Annotated in this window: 16 protein-coding genes; 7 read left to right on the top strand and 9 right to left on the bottom strand. The window is 51.3% G+C overall.

Annotation, left to right across the window (positions count from 1 at the left end; translation table 11 throughout):
- Window positions 1–376: 376 nt before the first annotated feature.
- On the bottom strand, window positions 377–772 hold the full coding sequence (locus AB9F26_RS05360; RefSeq protein ID WP_335586621.1) for a cupin domain-containing protein: 396 nt from the start codon (window positions 770–772) through the stop codon (window positions 377–379).
- A 79-nt stretch (window positions 773–851) separates the two neighbouring features.
- On the opposite strand from AB9F26_RS05360, the gene AB9F26_RS05355 reads away from it, so the two are divergent.
- Window positions 852–2,369: a winged helix-turn-helix domain-containing protein gene (locus AB9F26_RS05355; RefSeq protein ID WP_369767486.1), complete on the top strand. Its 1,518-nt coding sequence runs from the start codon at window positions 852–854 to the stop codon at window positions 2,367–2,369.
- Between the two features lie 693 nt (window positions 2,370–3,062).
- Here AB9F26_RS05355 and AB9F26_RS05350 read toward each other — a convergent pair.
- Window positions 3,063–3,533 (bottom strand): Lrp/AsnC family transcriptional regulator, encoded by a 471-nt coding sequence (locus AB9F26_RS05350; RefSeq protein ID WP_335586624.1) that lies wholly within the window; start codon window positions 3,531–3,533, stop codon window positions 3,063–3,065.
- 91 nt (window positions 3,534–3,624) lie between these two features.
- Here AB9F26_RS05350 and AB9F26_RS05345 point away from each other — a divergent pair, with 91 nt between their 5' ends.
- The gene (locus AB9F26_RS05345; protein WP_369767485.1) at window positions 3,625–4,629 is read left to right on the top strand and encodes a pyridoxal-phosphate dependent enzyme; all 1,005 of its coding nucleotides are present in this window, start codon (window positions 3,625–3,627) and stop codon (window positions 4,627–4,629) included.
- 2 nt (window positions 4,630–4,631) lie between these two features.
- Complete coding sequence (locus AB9F26_RS05340) at window positions 4,632–6,401, top strand: 2Fe-2S iron-sulfur cluster-binding protein (RefSeq protein ID WP_369767731.1); 1,770 nt, start codon at window positions 4,632–4,634, stop codon at window positions 6,399–6,401.
- Window positions 6,402–6,748: 347 nt separating this feature from the next.
- Here the strand turns inward: AB9F26_RS05340 and AB9F26_RS05335 are convergent, their stop codons facing one another.
- From AB9F26_RS05335 to AB9F26_RS05305, 7 genes are all read right to left on the bottom strand, one after another.
- The gene (locus AB9F26_RS05335; RefSeq protein WP_369767484.1) at window positions 6,749–7,723 is read right to left on the bottom strand and encodes a helix-turn-helix transcriptional regulator; all 975 of its coding nucleotides are present in this window, start codon (window positions 7,721–7,723) and stop codon (window positions 6,749–6,751) included.
- A 70-nt stretch (window positions 7,724–7,793) separates the two neighbouring features.
- Complete coding sequence (locus AB9F26_RS05330) at window positions 7,794–8,003, bottom strand: hypothetical protein (RefSeq protein ID WP_335586627.1); 210 nt, start codon at window positions 8,001–8,003, stop codon at window positions 7,794–7,796.
- A 262-nt stretch (window positions 8,004–8,265) separates the two neighbouring features.
- Window positions 8,266–8,631 (bottom strand): cupin, encoded by a 366-nt coding sequence (locus tag AB9F26_RS05325; protein ID WP_335586628.1) that lies wholly within the window; start codon window positions 8,629–8,631, stop codon window positions 8,266–8,268.
- A 313-nt stretch (window positions 8,632–8,944) separates the two neighbouring features.
- The gene (merA, locus tag AB9F26_RS05320; RefSeq protein ID WP_369767483.1) at window positions 8,945–10,378 is read right to left on the bottom strand and encodes a mercury(II) reductase; all 1,434 of its coding nucleotides are present in this window, start codon (window positions 10,376–10,378) and stop codon (window positions 8,945–8,947) included.
- Window positions 10,363–10,581 carry a mercury resistance system transport protein MerF gene (gene merF / locus AB9F26_RS05315; protein WP_369767482.1) on the bottom strand — a complete coding sequence of 73 codons (219 nt, stop codon included), beginning with the start codon at window positions 10,579–10,581 and terminating at the stop codon, window positions 10,363–10,365. Before merF ends, merA begins: the two co-directional genes overlap by 16 nt.
- A gap of 27 nt (window positions 10,582–10,608) precedes the next feature.
- Complete coding sequence (locus AB9F26_RS05310) at window positions 10,609–10,905, bottom strand: heavy-metal-associated domain-containing protein (RefSeq protein WP_369767480.1); 297 nt, start codon at window positions 10,903–10,905, stop codon at window positions 10,609–10,611.
- A gap of 11 nt (window positions 10,906–10,916) precedes the next feature.
- Complete coding sequence (locus tag AB9F26_RS05305; RefSeq protein ID WP_335586631.1) at window positions 10,917–11,321, bottom strand: mercuric transporter MerT family protein; 405 nt, start codon at window positions 11,319–11,321, stop codon at window positions 10,917–10,919.
- 74 nt (window positions 11,322–11,395) lie between these two features.
- Between AB9F26_RS05305 and AB9F26_RS05300 the strand changes: the two genes are divergently transcribed.
- From AB9F26_RS05300 to AB9F26_RS05285, 4 genes are all read left to right on the top strand, one after another.
- Window positions 11,396–11,815 (top strand): helix-turn-helix domain-containing protein, encoded by a 420-nt coding sequence (locus AB9F26_RS05300; protein ID WP_369756114.1) that lies wholly within the window; start codon window positions 11,396–11,398, stop codon window positions 11,813–11,815.
- 523 nt (window positions 11,816–12,338) lie between these two features.
- Window positions 12,339–12,677, top strand: a complete 339-nt coding sequence (locus AB9F26_RS05295) for a hypothetical protein (RefSeq protein WP_369767479.1) — start codon at window positions 12,339–12,341, stop codon at window positions 12,675–12,677.
- Window positions 12,674–13,612 carry a cytochrome P450 gene (locus AB9F26_RS05290; protein WP_369767478.1) on the top strand — a complete coding sequence of 313 codons (939 nt, stop codon included), beginning with the start codon at window positions 12,674–12,676 and terminating at the stop codon, window positions 13,610–13,612. Before AB9F26_RS05295 ends, AB9F26_RS05290 begins: the two co-directional genes overlap by 4 nt.
- Window positions 13,605–16,220, top strand: a complete 2,616-nt coding sequence (locus tag AB9F26_RS05285) for an amino acid adenylation domain-containing protein (protein ID WP_369767477.1) — start codon at window positions 13,605–13,607, stop codon at window positions 16,218–16,220. Before AB9F26_RS05290 ends, AB9F26_RS05285 begins: the two co-directional genes overlap by 8 nt.
- Window positions 16,221–16,462: the final 242 nt, after the last annotated feature.

The following is a 16,462-nucleotide window of genomic DNA, read 5'->3' as shown; positions in this document are numbered from 1 at the left end:
TGGGTGAATGGGGGAATGGCTATAGGGATGCGAGTGCGCGGTCTTGATCTAAATACACAATTTTACGGCATGGTGAAATTGATCCGTTGCAAGTATCCGCCTTTCGCTGTGGTGTGGAACACTTGCAGGATAGGCTCAAAGCCGCAGTTAGCTGCAACTTTCACGAAGTTCAGCAAAGGGCCGCTCGCGTCAATGCCACGATTACCAATGGGGGCAAGCATAGCGAACAGCGGCTATGTGCCGATATTGAATGCAAATCTTAGTCCCTATGCAAAAATTGGATTAAGCATGTTTTATGATATAATCATGACTTGCGATCCGCATCCTGACTTATGGGCTGAAAACGATGATCATGTTTGCGGACCACTATCACACTCTATTGCGCCACCATAAGTGGACTTCCAGCCTCGCCAAATTGGAAAACAACAAATTTGGCGCGCTCGGTAGCGCTCAGATTCGCACCGGTCATTCCGAGGTCGGGCAGTTCGTAAAACGCTTCACCGGCCGCATAGTCAACAGGTTCTGCGCCATCAACCTCCAGACGCAATCCACCTTCAAGTATGTAGACGAATAATTGTCCTGGATGGATATGATGGTCGGTTTTCCAACCCGGATCGACGTCGAACAGTAGAACTTTTGCCTCTGTATCTGGCATGCCCTCGATGGGGGTTGTCAGCACCGGTGTGATTACCGTCTCCGCCGATACTGGCGCCAGAGTTAGGGCCAAGTGGATCGCGAATGCGGTGAAAGCCGTGATGATAGGTCGTTTCATGGTTCGCTCCTTGAAAAATGTGCCTCAGGGCACTCTTGAACTGTGTTAGTAAGGAAGAGTATTTCGCGGAGACAAAGAGATGTCAGGAAATCCAAACGAAAAAGAACCGAAATATTCTGAAATTGCGATCATTGGGGACTTTCGATTTGATGTCAGAAGCTTGACCCTTTTCGATATTGAATGGCAGCCAGTGTCTTTACGCCATCAGTCGGCATTAGTTTTATGCGAACTTGCAAAGTCACCAAGCAAAACTGTGTCGAAGGATAGGCTCGTAAGTGCCGTTTGGGGCGGGACATTTGTAAGCGACGACAGTCTTGTGCAGTGTATCAAGGACATCCGAAAAGCGCTGTGCGACAATGATCGTAAACTTGTGCGAACGGTCGCCAGGATAGGCTATCGTCTGGATACTTACCAACCGGTCCCCTCATTCACTACGAACCAGAAACCCAGTATCTTTATCGAAAACATTCAGTCCTCCGGAAATCGAAAAATATCCAAGGTTTTTGCTACGAATCTTCGGGACAAACTCGTTTTGGTCATGGCGCCGCGCACCGAAGTGAGGGTCTTCACCAGCACCGGAAACCAAACGGCGACAGACTACATCGTGCAGGGCCGAGCGAATGTCAGCGGCGACTGCGTCAAGCTTTTTTTGTCTCTTTCCGAGGTGACGTTGCACGGCCATTTCTATGCCGAATCTTTCGAGAGAGACGTATCGGAAATAGATCAGCTGGCAGAAGATGTCGCGCGAAAGATTTCAAGTGTTTTGCGTATTAGCGTCTTTAATCATGATGGCGAGAAATATGGTAATAAGCCAGACGGACAACTTGATTTCCAACAACTGATGGCCAAGGCGCACTACTTTTACGGTCGCATTACAGTCCCTGCGACCGCGATCGCTCGAACAACATTGCAGGTCGCCGTCGAAAGATCGCCTGACGACCCGAAAGCACTTGCGATGTTGGCACATTCAACCACGCAGATGCGCCCATACATTCGCATTGAGGACAATGAAGCGGAGACAATTTGGGCGTTGTCACTGGCGGATAGGGCCGTCGCACTCGGCGCAACATCAGCTTTTGCATTCCGCACCCGTGCCAACCTGAGACTTTGGTTGTTGGGGGATCATAAGGGGTGCCGCACCGATTGCGTCCGGGCGCTGGCGATTAACCCGAACTTTTATTTGACTCATCTGACGCTCGCAACCAGTGAAATATTAACAGGGGCGCATATCGCTGGAATTGACCGCATAAGATCTTTCGTTTCCCTGACAAAGATCGATCGTCAATATGCATACTTTCAGTCGTTGATCGGATTGGCGTGGATCTTGGCGGGCGACGATGTTGCCGCAATTCAATTTGCAAGCGACGCCTATGAACGCTTGCCGGATTCCTCATGGCACGCAATGGTCTATGCTGCCGCAGCCTCTGTTAATTCTTCTATCACCAAGACCGAAGAGTTCAAAAAAATGATATATGGAATAGACCTGCCTTTTACGCATTTCAGATCGTTGCCGTTCGCAGACGTGAAGGACGTTGAAATGCTAGAATCCAGGCTTCGTGCAGTAGGCCTTGGGGCGGAGCAGACTAACCTAACATGAGCGCAGGGGCCAAGAAAGGAACGTTGCTCCAGTGCCACGCTCGATAGGCCCCTGCCCTTGTCCAATCAGCTCCGAGTGTGTGAAGCGCTATCGGAGTTCTGTTGATTGCGTAGAAGTTGGCCGCCACAGAGCCTTCATCACGGGCTTCGATGACCATTTAATGCGCAACGTCATGCGAGAAAGCGTCGATTTGGTTGATCTTCAAGCTCTCAAGGAGGCTCGCTTGCGCTTAATCGAAGGGCGCATCAAACAGAACCACGTATTCTTCAGCCAATGCAGCAGGTGCAGATAACAGGGCGGTATAGACGGCAGCCAACGTAATATACCAAGACATCGATTTTCTCCTTTTGGTGAAATTTATCTGCTCAAAGTTCACTCCCCCTTCATATCAAAGGCCACCGATGTTGACCTGAAAATGGGCGGAAATTTACGCGAAGATCTCCAATGCCCTTCATCTACATCCGTCTTTTTACAAATTTTTAGCAATTGTAACGCCTTGCTCGACACCGATGTCGCTGGATTGACGTTCGCGTGGCTCCGCTCGTCCAGAGAGCACCAAAATCGGGCAGTTTCCGGCGTTTTTTCCAAACCCTCAATAGTTTTCACAAAGCCTTGGCCCTTAGCCGACCTTCGGATTCCTGTTGTTGGAAGACCGCTTTGCAACTTTCGAAATCGGTCAAAACAAAATATCGTTTATCCAAAGTTTTCCAAAGACACTTCTAAACCAATTTTTTTGCGCCCCATAACGACGGAGGTTCGAAAGCGTCGTACGTTCGAATTTTCGAAAAACAATCGGTGCGTCAATTCTTCGAATTCATGCATATCTTTCGCAGTACAAATAAGACAGAAATCGGCCTCCCCTGTTACGTAATAGCACTGCTGGACCAAGATTTCATTCAGGGTTTGGCGGACAAAAAGGTCAATTTGGTCGCGACGCTCACGCTCTAGTTCGACCATCACGATAAAACTCATGTGTTGGTCAAGCTTACTCGGGTCCAGAATCGACACATCCCGCACGATGACACCAGAGTCGCGCAAAGCTCTTAACCGCCGTTGCACGGAAGCCGTCGATAGACCTGCAAGATGGGCAAGTTTATCTAAACTCGTACGTGCGTTTTCTTGAAGAGTATTTAAAATAACGACATCGGCCTTATCGATCTTCATCGTGCGGTCCCTTATCTAAAATTGAAAAGTTTTCCCATAAATATTTGAATTATGATCATTAGCCATCACGCGTCTTTGATATATTACCTCTATGAAACATTCAACTTTAGCACTTTGCCCTGCTTCTCCGTCCCATCTTCTGAAGCATTGGCCAGCCTATGCGCCATCTCCCTTGGTGCGAGCGCACCTGTCCCAGAAACCTCTCCTGCTCAAAGATGAAACAAGCCGTATGGGCCTTGGCTCGTTCAAGGCTCTTGGCGGCGCATATGCGGTTGCGCGGTTGATCATGGGGGACGAAGAGTATTGGGACCGCCCTCTGGCGAATTTTCACGCAAAGGCCAAGGGCATGACATTCATTTGTGCGAGCGCCGGAAATCATGGGATTTCAGTTGCCGCCGGTGCGCAGTTGTTTGGTGCAAAGGCGCGAATTCATCTTTCAACACTCGTGCCCGAGGCCTTCGCTGTGCGGCTTAAATCTCTGGGAGCGCAGGTGGTTATCTCTGGCGAAACCTATGAGCAGAGCGTGCAATCCGCCATTGAAGAGGCCGCGCGAGGAGACGGCATCCATTTGGCCGACGGATCGTGGGAAGGATATACTGAGCCCCCTCGTTTGGTGATGGAAGGCTATACGATCATTGCCGAGGAAATGCGGATTGAGTTTGAGGAAAAGGGCGACTGGCCGAGCCATGTCTTTTTGCAAGCGGGTGTTGGCGGCATGGCGGGTGCGATCACATATATGATCCGCAAAAATTGGTCCGTTCAGCCCCACATCACTGTGGTCGAACCAAATCGCGCGCCTTGCCTGCGGGATAGTGTGGAAGCTGGCCGACTTGTCGAGGTGTCCGGGCCTGTTTCGAACATGGGGCGCCTGGATTGCAAAACCGCTTCAATGTTGGGATTTGAAATTTTGCGAGAGAAAGCAGATCATTTCACAACGATCACAGATGCGCAGGCGCAATCAGCGGTCAATGATCTTTGCGCCTATAATTTATACTCGACGCCCTCGGGTGCTGCGGGGTTTGCCGCCGTTGAGCAAGCCAAACTTGGGAAAAATGCGCGCGCATTGGTTCTCATCACCGAGGGTGTGTTATCGTGATTATGATCACGGACCTCTATCGTTACCCGCTCAAGGGATTTCCCGCGCAGCGTCTGGAAGTCGTTGATCTCAACGTGGGCCAAGGGATCGCTGGTGATCGCGCGCTTGCACTTGGGTTCAACTCGCAACATGTTGAACCTGCGGGGGCATGGACGCCCTGCCAAGCATTTCAACGCATGAGCATTCGCCCAGATCTAACGCGCTACCAACTCGATGTGCTGGATGAAACGCTTAGATTGACGTCCCCACAGGGGCTGGTTGAGCACATTGATGAAGACAGCAAATGTTTGGTCAATTTAGCAACAAATTTTGGTGAGAAGACGCCGGTGCATCGCAGGAAAGAAGGCGGCGGATATTGGGACCATCCCGACGCTGCACTCTCGATCATCAATATTGCGACCATCGAGGAAATTGCGAAAACTCTCAAGAGGCCTATTGCCCCCTTGCAGTTTCGGGCAAACATTTACGTCCGCGCGGAGCCTTGGGCGGAATTTCACTGGCTGGGGCAGTCTCTTGAGATCGGCGACGCGCGGATTGACATTATACGCCCAATTGATCGGTGCAAAACGACGTCAGTGAATGTCGACACGGGTGAGCTTGACGTAAATATGCCAGCCGCACTGCAACAGCACTTTGGCCACATGTTTTGCGGCGTCTACGCATCGGTTCGTAATACTGGGCGGATAGGCACCCCTGCTATTGCTCAGATCACGCCGAGCGCAGGCCAATCTGCGGTCCGCAAGGCCGCGTCCGTTTCCACCGCCCCGTCTTTGCCGCATTGGCCACGGCCCGCGACTATCTGTGAAACACGCCATGAAGCCGAAGATATAAAATCCATTTGGATCGAGGACAGCCTTTCGGACATCGGCGCGCTCAGCGATTTCAAAGCAGGTCAGTATATCCGCATTCATGGTCTGGGCGGCGAGAGAATTTGGCGGAGTTATACAGTCTCGGCAGTACAAGAAGGCAAACTCCGTGTCACCGTCAAGCGTGACATCGGTGTTGGGTCACAGGCCATGCACAACCTCGTTGCAGGCGATATGGTCACGTTGACAGGCCCCTTTGGTGAGGCAACTCTGCGCGATCCTTGCAAGGCCATTCATTTTGTGAGCGCGGGCATCGGCATCACGCCGATTATTGCAAAATTAAGCGCGCTCGCAGTGCTAAAATACGCCGGCCCTATAGTTGTGCATCACGTTGCGCGTGATCCGGAGAAATTGGCACTGTGGGACGAAATTGAACAGGCTGCGGCGGCATTACCAAATATCGAATTGCATCTTTATCTTACGCAAAATACGGGCGACCGGAGAACGGCACATCACGGACGCCCAAATTGTCACGCCGTGATTGAACAGGCCAATATAGCTCAAGCCGATATCCATATTTGTGGGCCCAACGGGTTTGTTAGAAGTTTGGATGACCACATAGAAGCGGCGAATATTCCAAGGGAACGGATTTTCCGCGATTCATTTAGCTCTCCAAGTGTTACAGTAAATATGCGGGAAATAGCCCCTTCGCCGCCAATCAAAGTTACTCTGAGCAAATCTAACATCATCGATTATTGGAGACCGCAAGACGGCACCTTACTTGAATTCGCTGAAAAACGCGGTGTCATTACGCCCTCGCATTGTCGCGCAGGCATTTGCAACACTTGCCAGTGCAACGTGATAGCTGGGGCGACCGAACGGCTTGTCGGGGAAGAAGGCGAAGATCGTGTGAGAACGTTGCTTTGCACCTCAATTCCCACTGAAACTCTGACGTTGGATATTTAAAATGGGTAAGCGCGGGCATTCATGCACGAAGGTCGTGTGGTAAACTGGTGCACTAAATCAGAACCAGTTAGTGTTGCCACCTCACTGCTTGTAAAATGGATATCTCCGTGCGCTATGCGGCGCGCGTCTCGTTCCCGCTCTTTAAGTCGAAAAGTGCGTGGTGCAGAAATTGGGCCAAATCACTCGCCCGTTAATGTCGCGAATGGCCCAGTGCCGCCGTTTGCGACAATATCAAATGCTGCGGCGCAGTCCGTCATTGCAGACATTGGTGAAAAATCGCAGCGATTTCTCATGCACTAACGTCGGTTATCCAGAATAGAGCCGTCGCCCAGAACAGCAAACAAATTTCAGTCCGGACCTTGCGAGTTTAACAAGCGTGACAGCAATGCGGCTTGGTTATGGGTGTCGGTCTTTTCAAACATTCGCCTAACTTGAGTGCGCAAAGTATTTATCGAAACCCCAAGCTCCAACGCTGCAGTTCCCAAATCTTGTCCCAAAGCGAGTAACTCAGCGAGTTTCAATTGCGCGGGCGAAAGTCCGAACGTTGGGACCGCAGCTTCCAATCGCCCACGTAACAAAAACTCATCATCAAACGATATCAACACCCGCTCTTGCTCGGTCGCGATCCAGCAAAAAATAGGATGGCCAGCCTCGTTTTCGCCAAGTGGGACAATACTGGCTGGTTCACTCTGAAAGCCGCGCGGCAGATTTGTTGCGAGACGGTTTTTTGCGCGTTCAATTGCCTTGTGAAGATCTGCGTCAAATTTCCTAATCCGTGCATGAAGTCTTCCGCCTGAAACCACCAACCCAGAATGAGCCCCTAGCCGCTCGCTGGCCAACTTATTGATGCGAGCAACACGCCCGTCTGCAGCGAGTTCTATGAGCGGAACATCCTCGCGGCGAATTCCGGGAACAACGACTATCAAGCATATTATCTTCCAAGAGCCCTTAAACTTCTGAATGATTTTAACTTCATGCGACATCGGCGAAACATGCATTTTCGGAACGTGTTTAACTGCAATCTGATCATAGGAAATCCATGCCATATCAGCAGTTATTTGAAACTGAATATTTTCCCACCGCAGTAAATCACGCGCTTCAAAATTTTGCGGAAATTGGCGAAAGCCCTCTTGAAAACGAAGGAGCAGTTCATCCCAGCCAGAATGAATGCGGGTACCGACTTGCGGCCCAGATATAATGCGCCGCACTTCGGGCCCGTGATGCCAATGATCGACGAAGGCATCAAAGTCGCCGTGGTAATAGCTTTCTTGTTCCGACCGCAGGAAGGTAAGAATTTCTTCCTCTTCATCTGTAAAAGGCATTGATCGGCTCCACTTGTTTGCCAACTGCACGCTTTCATCCCATGTGGCAGGAGGTTAAAATGACTTTACCTCAACTGTGACGTTTACCTAGGCTCAAAATCGCAATCGAACGCGAGTATTGGGCAACTGTGCCACCCAATACGCGCATTCTTTGCCACGCTGCACGCCGTTGCACACGGCGTTCCTCGGCGCGCAAAATTGAGCGTTCCATCGCGTCCTGATCGAAGCGGAACTGATTGTTGGGAAGGCGTTGAGCGGATATTATTTGATTGAAGTCCATGATGAGTTTCTCCTTGTTGCCACTTCATCATAGTCAATACTCGTGCCGCCACATGTCATCCCAATGCATGACACGTGGACCTTTCGGGAGCCTAAGCGGACCGCCGCGACTGGAGTCAAAGCAATGCATACAGGTCGCTGACCTGCGTTTGGCTTGAACCCGCGATGGCGCAGCGCGGCCATAAAAAACGGCCCTTCAAGCATTTTGACGTCCAATGTCTTCGGGCGGCCTTTTCCGCCGTTTCGACTGATCTAGGGGAGCGTTATTCGTATTGAATGATAATGGATTCAAAGTCCTCTTTGCTGGTCACCGTGGTGTGGTGACCTTTTCCATGCTTGTCTTCCATATGCCAAACGTCACCCGGGCCAATGTCACGGAATTCGCCATCGCTGGCCGTCACTCTTACTGTGCCCGCGAGACACACTAGTTTTTGCGCGACGGGTGTTGGATGAATTGGTTCATTCCATCCCGACCGCAGCCTCAAAAACATAGCCTGTTTCACGCGTTCTGGCTCTGAAATTTCTATAGCTTGAGCTGGTGGCGCAAAGCTGCGTTCTGTCAATGTGACGCTGACATCCATCCAATGACTCTCGCCATTTTCGTCAGCAATTAGTTTTTGAAATTGCATACTGAAAACCCCCATCCTATGCATAGAATTGATTATTGCTGGAATAGAATGCTATGTCTAATGTAACTGACATGAACGGAGCCTTTGGGCCGATCACGACAAAGACAATATGGGCGGAGAGCGGTTGTTCGCTGCGTCCGCAAACTAAATTGGGCAACCTGAAGAAAGAGGACGCTCGGGGCTGCGACCCAGTTTTTTCGATGCGCAAACGCTGCTAACGGCGGCAGTGAGCCCATAGCTTAGCTTTTCCGCGTCGCTGCCAATGTCTGCTAACGCGAAGATGAAACAATTTAATGCTTGGAAGATGAATGTGCTACCCCGCACAACAGGATAGCTTTGCGACATCCTTTTCGAATGTCTGCGCGGCCAGTTTTAGCCCCTCGACAGTTGTGAGGTAGGGAAAGATCATCGCGCCCAAATCGTCGTAGGTCATGCCCATTTTGAGGGCCATGGCGGCCGTCTGAATGCTATCTGCGCCTTCTGGGGCAATGATGTGCGCTCCAAGGAGCTTCTTACTTTCCTTGTCCGCAATCAACTTTATGAGCCCACGTGTGTCACGCGCAGCCAAAGCACGTGGTACATGCTCCAACCCTAAAACAGAGGTGACCACCTCATGACCCAATGTCTTGGCCTGCGCCTCGGTAAGGCCGACACTGGCCACCTGTGGATCTGAGAAAACAACAGCAGGCATGATGCTATTATCATAGCTCAGGGTGTTTCCGTTCATCGCGTTTTTGGCCGCGAGCTTTGCGCCATAAGCGGCCATATAGACGAATTGATCGGTCCCCGTCACATCGCCTGTGGCATAAACGCCGTCCCGCGTGCTGCGCATTTGAGGGTCAATCACAATTCCGCCACGTGCATTTGAATCAATGCCAGCGACATCAAGTGCCAAAGAACCCGTGTTTGGGGCGCGGCCAGTCGCCAGCATCAGCTTTTCGGCTTTGATCTCGACGGCTACGCCATTGTGTTTGGCGTGAAGGATGACAGTTTCGTCCGACTTTTCAAATCTATCATATGACAATCCGTCCAGCACTTTGATGCCTTCATCGGCGAAGGCTTTCGCCAGGGCCGCGCTGACTTCGGGTTCAGCCTCTGGCAGCAAACCGCGACGCGTGACAATAGTCACTGCGACGCCAACTCGGGCGAAGATCTGAGCAAGCTCAACGCCAATATACCCGCCGCCCATCACCATCAGCGATTTTGGAAGTTGCTCCTGTTCAAGTGCCGAAGTGCTGTCCAGCCAATCGATACCGTCCAGTCCGAGTATATCTGGAACATGCGGGGAGGAACCCGTTGCGATGATGACTTTTGGCGCGCAAATGGTACGACCGCCAACTTGTAAAGAACCATCTTTCGCGAAGCTTGCCTGACCTTCGATGTACGTAATGCCCTCATAGTTTGGCAGAACATCAACGTATTTTGCGACGCGCAGATCATCCACCAAGGCTTGTTTTTGGGCCACCATTGCCGCCCAATCCGTCACTCTTGCCGTGGCCTCCACGCCGTCAAAGCGGGCGGCACCTTTGGCTGAGTGCAGTGTTTCGACCGCACGTATCATCGCTTTGGACGGGACGCATCCGACGTTGACGCAAGTGCCACCGATAGTTCCGTAGCCTATAAGAGCAACCCGCGCTCCATCCTCCGCTGCGGTGATCGCCGCGGAAAATCCAGCCGAGCCAGCACCAATGACAGCGAGGTCAAATGTATCGAAATCAACCCCATTTGGGTTCAGTAAATCAGGCATGATGTTTGGACTTTCAGGTTCAGGTTTTTTTGCGCACGGCGGAGGATCGCGTAAATCGTGATCAGTACGAATATGGCAAGGGCGGGCAACAGAACGTAGTCGAGGTAGCCGACGAAAGCCGAAAGGCCCACGACGCCGAAAAGCACCACCAGAACGGGAGTGAAGCAGCACAGCGCTGCAATAAGCGTGCCGACGATGCCCATTTTAAGGGGTCTATCTTTTATTTACGCTCACGAATTACTGTCGTTGGGTACAAGCTCAGCCTCATAACCCGCAGACGTAGAGGCGCGTGCGATATCATCTGCACTGGTCATGGCATCATCAAAGACGACAAATGCTGTGCGCGTGTCAGAATCTGCGCTCACTGAATTAACGCCCTGTACGGCGCCCATCGCAGATTCAACGATAAAGGGGCAGCTTGCGCAGGTCATACTAGGAACAGAGAATGTCACTGTTTGCTCAGCCGCAAAGATAGGGCTGGCGGCCATAAAACCAAGCAGGGCCAAAACGGAAGTGTGGAGTTTCATTATATGTCCTTTCAAAGACCAAGAAGAATGGGAGCAACGACCGGCGCAATCCAATTCCAGAACAGCGCGATCACGATAAGAAATGTTGATGCCCACAGCGCGGATTTAACCAACCGGTTGGGAAGTGGGCGGGCACAAGTGTCACCCTCGGCACAGGCTTTGGGCGTGCGGTAAACCATCCAGTAGCCGTAGCCGAGAAACCCCAGCGTAATCACAATGAAGATTGGCTTGTACGGTTCAAGGGCCGTCAGATTGCCGATCCATGCACCGGATATACCAAGACTGAATAGGATCAACGGAACAATGCAGCACGTAGAGGCGGCAAGAGCGCCAAGAATGCCGCCCGCAGCAACCATACGCGCCTTTCGGCTGTCAGGGTCGCTCTGGTTTAGGTCAGCGTCTATGGTGTCAGTCATGCAGGCCCTCGCAATTCAGGTTTCTTCATGTAAGATGCGGTCTGTAGCCACTACAGAAACAAGGGGTTTTTTCGATGTCCGACTTCACGAATGCGCGAGGGTATCCCATTGGCGAAATGTCCAAGCGAACCGGCGTGAATATTGAAACAATTCGCTACTATGAACGCATCGACATCATGCCGAAGCCGGATCGCACGGCAGGTGGCAATCGCCAATACAACCACGACCAGCTCAAGCGGCTGTCCTTTATCAAAACGTCCCGCGAACTTGGGTTCAGCATTGATGAAATCCGCCAACTGCTGGAAATGGTGGACCGGCAAGATTTCACATGTGGTGAAGTGCATGGATTGACCGTTGGGCACTTGGCGTCAGTGCGCGAAAAGATCAAAGGGCTGCGGAAATTAGAGAAAGCCCTTGTTGGAATGGCCGCAGAGTGCAGCCAAGGCGATGTGCCTGATTGCCCCATCCTAGACACACTGTTCGAAACACGGTGACCCTAGGGTGTTCCACCATGAGGCTAAGCGGACATAAGATAACTCTCGGTCAAACGTCGGTTTGTCCGCACGCCGAGGTTTCAACCGACAAAAATGCTGCACCAATCACCAGTCGCCGGTTAAGGCCGTTCACGACGTTGATGGGTGAGTGATTTGGCCAATTTCCGCACCGAGCACATTTCGACCTAAGGGACGGGAACCGGACATTCGCTGCACCACGCACAAATGCCTTCTGTTTTGATAATTATACAATTCACTGAATTGCGTTATTTCCTAAGTTTAGGCTCAGCTATGCTCCTGAATCTTTTCAAGTTTTCTATTGTGCGTTAACTTTGATCACTCTGTCTGCGGGACGCGCGGGCTATAGAATTGCCGGCTAAATTGGTTGATTGGATAAAAGAGTGTTTAGGGCTCATCCCAATCGCTAAGCACTGAGACATAGGACCAACAACTTAATAGCAGAATCGGCGACACTCTGACAGAATTACGCCTTCATACTTTGGCAACTTGGGGGCAGGAATAAGTGAGCATTCTTTCGCGGTTTGGAAACCGCCTTCGAAACCGTATTCCGCCCGGTGAACTTGAAGATCTGGAAAAACTCGAACGAACCAATAGGCTTATACTTTCTGATCTCTCCGCAGTGCATGGACCTATATTTAAAATAAAAGAAGAAGACCGACCCCAGATCTGTGTTGTGGGCCTAGAGCTTGGTCGTGCGCTCTTGAAAACGCATGCAGAAAGTTTGCAGCCGGTGAATATCGACATTACGCCTGTAGTGGCCGCTGGCTTCATGCGCCACATGACCGGAAACGAGCACATTCACTATCGAGCGGCCTTGACCAAGGCCGTAAGAGAGCTGTGAGCGCGGAAGGTACGCAAGAAGATTACAGAGCACTCACTTTAGCTGCGCTTCAAAAGTACTCGGAAGCCAAACTTGAAGGTGACGACGCGGCGTCAATGCTCCACGATACGCTTTCCGAAATTTCCACAGGATTTCTAATCCGTTTGTTCTTTGGCCTGCGCCCTGAAACAGTGGAATTTGCAGAAGTTTGCCAGCTCTTCCAAAGACTTGGTCCCCACGGAGTTGTATGGAATGTGGGCGATAATCAGAAGCTTGCATTTGATGCGCTTGTGGCCAAGTTGGGCACCCTGCTTGCGACAGATGTTGGGGAAACTGACGACTGCGTGATATCGACGATAAATAATAACGGCCAGCTTGACAGCACAATGCTCGGCAACCTGATCTATATGGTCGAGATTGGACGATACGATATGGCTGGCTTGTTTCTGTGGATCTGCAAAAACGCAGGCGTGTCAGGAGAATACAGTGATCAAATCCGAAATGAGGCCGATGTTAAAACGGCTCGCGGCTTGGCGCGTGCCTTTGTGCTCGAAACTCTAAGGCTTGATCAAAGCGAGCGGCTCATTCGTCGTATCACGCAAGGTTTCACCTTCGAAGGTTTTAAGTTCCCCAAAGATTGGCGGGTTCGCATTTGCATGTGGGAATCCCATAAACTGCCCGATAAGTTTGAAAATCCGTTCGATTTTGCACCCTCTCGTTTCATAAATAACGCGCCCTCGCCCAACGTCTATTCCCCATTTGGACTGGACCATCATCAATGCCCGCTTGCCTCTGTGTCTGTCGCTCTGGGGGCGCGTTTTCTAACATGCCTTGTTGGAGGTTACCGTGTATTGCCAATGAATGACGGTCCATCGGTTCGCGGGCCTTACCATTGGGAACCTCCAGTAGATTTCTACGTAGAGCTGCAACATATTTCCGGAGACGATCATGCGTGATGACAGCCCGTTTGCACTGGAAAAAACTGTTTTCGATCTCTTTTCCGCTCAGGTCAGACAAACCCCAAATGCTCTCGCCGTCCGAGCAAGCGATGGCACGCGCAGCTACGCGCAAGTCGAGGAATTTGCGTTCAAGGTCGCTACCGCGTTACACGCAGATGGCCTTGAACGGGAAGAGCCTGTAGCTGTCTTCATGCAGCGAACGGCTGATCTACCGGCGGTACTGCTCGGTATTATGCGCGCTGGTGGAGCCTATCTGCCGATCGACCTTCAAGAACCGCCTGAACGGGTATCGGCGATGTTGAAAATCGCCGGATGTCGCCGCTCAATTGGCGACCGAAAAACCTTCGAAAAGCTAAGTTCCAGCGGGGGCCCTGAGATCAAGTTTTACGATGTGGATGCGATTGGGAGCGTAAACCACAACCTACCACCGCCACCATCCTCTACTGATCTGGCCTACGTGATATTCACCTCAGGCAGTACGGGCGCGCCGAAAGCTGTGGAAGTCGAACATCAAAGTTTGACCAATGTTTTGGTTGAGGCGCGCAATTTGTTTGAGTTCACCTCTCAGGATACCTTTCTGGGCGTTACCACGTTGGCCTTCGATATTTCGGTTATCGAGTTTTTCTTGCCGTTGATCGTCGGCGCCGACATTTTGTTGCGTGACAAGTCAACGCTCCTAAAACCGAGGGAAATCGCGCGTCTCGTCCGCGAAGAAGGTGTAACTGCAATCCACACGGGCCCTTCCGTTTGGTCCGTTATCCTCGATCACGTTCCGGATTTTCCGAGACTGAGGATTGCCGTCAGCGCAGGAGAAGCGGTCACCCCGTCGATGGCAAGAACGATAGCGCGATATGCGGATCAAGCGTGGAATATGTACGGGCCAACCGAAGCGACGGTCTGGGCAACGGGGCATTTACTGGAGCATACGGCGGCGGAAAATTTGATTGATATCTCAGCGCCAATTGGGCGTGAATTTCATGGCGTATCGGTGCGCATCGAAGACACAAACGGCAATCTAGTGGATCAAGGCGTCGAAGGTGAGTTGTTGCTCGGAGATATCTGCGTTGCGAGAGGTTATCGAAATAGACCTGATTTGACAGAAGAGCGGTTTGTTTTGCGAGGAGACACGCGTTTTTATAGAACCGGTGATAGGGTCGCTCGTGGTCCTGCGGGACTTTTGTCGTACAAGGGGCGGTTTGACGATCAAATTAGCATACAGGGCCGCCGCATTGAACCGCGAGAGATCGAAGTTCTGCTTGAGAACGAAGCTGGTATTGCCCAAGCCGCCGCGACTTGGTTTGAAACCGAGAGCCGCACGCGCGCTATTGTGGCTGCCATCGTCCTTGATGGCGAAGAACAGCCAGATTTGTCTTTAGTCCGGAAACACCTCGAAGCTCAAATCCCAGAAGGGATGATACCGGCAAAATATCTTGTGCTGGATAGGTTGCCGATAACAAAAAACGCTAAAGTTGACCGTGCGGCGATCCGTGCTCTTCAAGGCGAGCTAGATGTAACGTCTCTGCCGAGGGAAGCCAAAAGCAATATGACGACAACTGAAGCGATTGTCGCCGAAATCTGGGGCCGCTCAATGCGCGACCCTAACGTTGGCCCTGAATCGAATTTTTTTACCATCGGCGGTGACAGCCTTGCCGCTGTGAACATCAGCTTGCGATTGGAGCACAAACTGGAATTGTTCTTGCCGTCTCAACTGGTTTTCGAGGCTCCGGTTCTGCGTGATTTTGCTGCCATGGTTGATGAAATCCGGGCCAAGCAGTTTGTGCGCTCCGACAGCAGTTTCATTTTCCCTTTGGTCGAACGGCCAGAAACCACTCCGGTATTCTTTGTTGGCGTTGATCTGAAAATGGCCCACCGTTGGCGTCTTCCATGCTCGCTTTATGCGGTTGCCTATTGGGCGACTGGCGGGCGAATGGTCGAGATGGAGACCGTCGAGCAACTTGCCGCCACATACATAGAGAGTATTCTAAAATTGCAACCACAGGGGCCCTACAGGATTGCGGGATACTCGTTTGGTGCCTTGGTCGCATTTGAGATAGCACAGCAGTTGCAGGCGCTTGGGAGAGATGTCGAACAGCTTTTAATCCTTGACCCCTTTAAGCTTTCACGCACATCTAGCGATGGGACAGAAATGGTCGCCCATCACGAAAGTGCAGCATCTCAAATGTCCAAATACGGCCGAAACAGCATGGGCCGTATTCGTCGGCACGGGCTCGCTGGATTGATCACATCTTTATATAGACCGATTCAAATGATCCGCGGTGGGAACTGGTTGATGTATCAAATATTCCACCTTCATCGCCGCTACCCCAACCTTGTTCAAGAAAGCCTTTTGCCAAAGAAACTCTGGCCTGTTTTCTGGTATTCGGCACGAAGGAAGGCTGGAGAGTATATTGCGAAGCCATACACGGGGCAAACTTTAGCGGTATTCACACCAAAGCAGGGTGGAGAAGATGCGTGGAAGAAGGTTCTGAAGACGGCGAACTTTATGGCACTGAGTGCTGATCACGGAGCCATTTTCGATTCCGACGTTTCGGAAAAGTGGGAGACAGAACTGCGAGAAATGCTGGAAAGGCAAACGTCCACCTGACACGGGAAGCGAGTGTCATACTAATTTGAACCAACGACTTCAATGACAGGTGATTTCAATCGGTCGACGCAATACTTTACTCTTTTTGGAAAGGTGGAGTGTAAATCAGGAAGTATCGGCAACGAACGTTTTATACAGATACGCAGAAGTCGGAGATGTGGGATCCCTCTCAGCCATGCAAGCATCGCCAGTCGGCAGTGGAGGGCCGCGCGGAGCGGGTGAGATCACGTTTGGCGCCGACA

This window comes from Falsihalocynthiibacter sp. BN13B15 (assembly GCF_041205415.1).
Taxonomy (GTDB): Bacteria; Pseudomonadota; Alphaproteobacteria; order Rhodobacterales; family Rhodobacteraceae; genus Falsihalocynthiibacter; species Falsihalocynthiibacter arcticus.
This window is presented reverse-complemented; position numbering and strand designations above follow the sequence as displayed.

What these genes read in the sequence shown, in the direction of transcription:
- AB9F26_RS05360 (WP_335586621.1), bottom strand. Translation starts at nt 772, where the DNA reads ATGAAACGACCTATCATCACGGCTTTCACCGCATTCGCGATCCACTTG.
- AB9F26_RS05355 (WP_369767486.1), top strand. Translation starts at nt 852, where the DNA reads ATGTCAGGAAATCCAAACGAAAAAGAACCGAAATATTCTGAAATTGCG.
- AB9F26_RS05350 (WP_335586624.1), bottom strand. Translation starts at nt 3,533, where the DNA reads ATGAAGATCGATAAGGCCGATGTCGTTATTTTAAATACTCTTCAAGAA.
- AB9F26_RS05345 (WP_369767485.1), top strand. Translation starts at nt 3,625, where the DNA reads ATGAAACATTCAACTTTAGCACTTTGCCCTGCTTCTCCGTCCCATCTT.
- AB9F26_RS05340 (WP_369767731.1), top strand. Translation starts at nt 4,632, where the DNA reads ATGATCACGGACCTCTATCGTTACCCGCTCAAGGGATTTCCCGCGCAG.
- AB9F26_RS05335 (WP_369767484.1), bottom strand. Translation starts at nt 7,723, where the DNA reads ATGCCTTTTACAGATGAAGAGGAAGAAATTCTTACCTTCCTGCGGTCG.
- AB9F26_RS05330 (WP_335586627.1), bottom strand. Translation starts at nt 8,003, where the DNA reads ATGGACTTCAATCAAATAATATCCGCTCAACGCCTTCCCAACAATCAG.
- AB9F26_RS05325 (WP_335586628.1), bottom strand. Translation starts at nt 8,631, where the DNA reads ATGCAATTTCAAAAACTAATTGCTGACGAAAATGGCGAGAGTCATTGG.
- merA (WP_369767483.1), bottom strand. Translation starts at nt 10,378, where the DNA reads ATGCCTGATTTACTGAACCCAAATGGGGTTGATTTCGATACATTTGAC.
- merF (WP_369767482.1), bottom strand. Translation starts at nt 10,581, where the DNA reads ATGGGCATCGTCGGCACGCTTATTGCAGCGCTGTGCTGCTTCACTCCC.
- AB9F26_RS05310 (WP_369767480.1), bottom strand. Translation starts at nt 10,905, where the DNA reads ATGAAACTCCACACTTCCGTTTTGGCCCTGCTTGGTTTTATGGCCGCC.
- AB9F26_RS05305 (WP_335586631.1), bottom strand. Translation starts at nt 11,321, where the DNA reads ATGACTGACACCATAGACGCTGACCTAAACCAGAGCGACCCTGACAGC.
- AB9F26_RS05300 (WP_369756114.1), top strand. Translation starts at nt 11,396, where the DNA reads ATGTCCGACTTCACGAATGCGCGAGGGTATCCCATTGGCGAAATGTCC.
- AB9F26_RS05285 (WP_369767477.1), top strand. Translation starts at nt 13,605, where the DNA reads ATGCGTGATGACAGCCCGTTTGCACTGGAAAAAACTGTTTTCGATCTC.